Below are 1,106 nucleotides of genomic sequence, written 5' to 3'. Positions count from 1 at the left end.
CAAAATCGATCAGCTATGGTAGCAGATGAGGTGGGGGCGATAAGAGCCGACGCTTCGAGCCCTTCTGACTCAGGGACCGTCGCAGTCGGGACGGTCATTCGTGGCGCCCTGCAGCCCTGCCGTATCAGCAACTTACGACCGTCTTGATGGTCCTCTCGGCTCAAAATTGCTGTACAATTTCCGGCTGTCTAGCGAACGCCCGGTTTCCGGCGCGCTTGGTTCATGGATGAATGATCCGGGGGATTTGTGTTCAAGAAGTTGTTGCTTGTCTGTGTCGGCAACATTTGCCGCAGCCCTACCGCCGAAATCCTGATGCGCAATGCATTGCGTGACAGGGAGGGCGTGGAGGTGTCATCGGCGGGTCTCCAGGCGCTCGTTGGCAAGCCGGTCGATCCGATGGCCGCTACGCTGTTGCGCGAGCACGGCCTGGATCCTGACGCACATCGCGCACGGCAGGCAACGCCCGAGGTGCTTGCGGCGGCTGACCTGATCCTGGTGATGGAGCAGGCGCATGTCTCGCGCATCATCCGTGACGCCCCGCAAGTCAGCGGCAAGACCTTCCTGCTCGGACGTTGGGATTCGCTGGAAGTGCCCGATCCCTATCGGCAGCAGCGGATTGCCTTTGAGCACGTCTACTCCTTGATCGAGAAAAGTGTCGATCGCTGGTCCAAATACATCAAGTAACGATCCGCCCGGTTGCGGTGCAATTGAGTGAAATGGAAGCCAAGATGAAGGAAAACCCTACACGCGCCGTCCGAGGGGACGACGAGTTTGATCTGCGGGAGATGTTGGGTGTTCTGATCGACCGAAAGTGGTGGATCATCGGAACTACCGCCGTCTTCGCGGTCATTGGTGTCGCTTATGCGCTCCTTTCTACGCCGGTGTACCAGGCGCAGGCAATGGTCCAGGTGGAGTCGAAGATGCCGACGATCCCCGGTCTCGCGGACCTGACCTCGTTGGCCAGTGGCGGAAGCACAGCAGCGACGACGGAAGTGGCGCTGTTGACGTCGCGCTCCGTGGTTGGCACCGCGGTGGATCAGCTTCAGCTTGACATCGTCGCCACGCCGAAACGCTTGCCGCTGCTGGGTGGCTTCTTCGCGCGCCGT

Annotated in this window: 2 protein-coding genes; both read left to right on the top strand. The window is 60.2% G+C overall.

Annotation, left to right across the window (positions count from 1 at the left end; translation table 11 throughout):
• Nucleotides 1-246 precede the first annotated feature (246 nt).
• Entirely contained in the window at nt 247-684 is a 438-nt protein-coding gene (locus tag DBR34_RS14450; protein WP_128097304.1) for a low molecular weight protein-tyrosine-phosphatase, read from the top strand.
• Nucleotides 685-716: 32 nt separating this feature from the next.
• Nucleotides 717-1,106: Wzz/FepE/Etk N-terminal domain-containing protein (locus DBR34_RS23230; protein ID WP_258223951.1), on the top strand; the 390-nt coding region annotated here is incomplete at its 3' end.

The sequence above is a fragment of the Stenotrophomonas sp. HMWF003 genome (assembly GCF_003061285.1).
Classification (GTDB): Bacteria; Pseudomonadota; Gammaproteobacteria; order Xanthomonadales; family Xanthomonadaceae; genus Stenotrophomonas; species Stenotrophomonas maltophilia_AP.
This window is presented reverse-complemented; position numbering and strand designations above follow the sequence as displayed.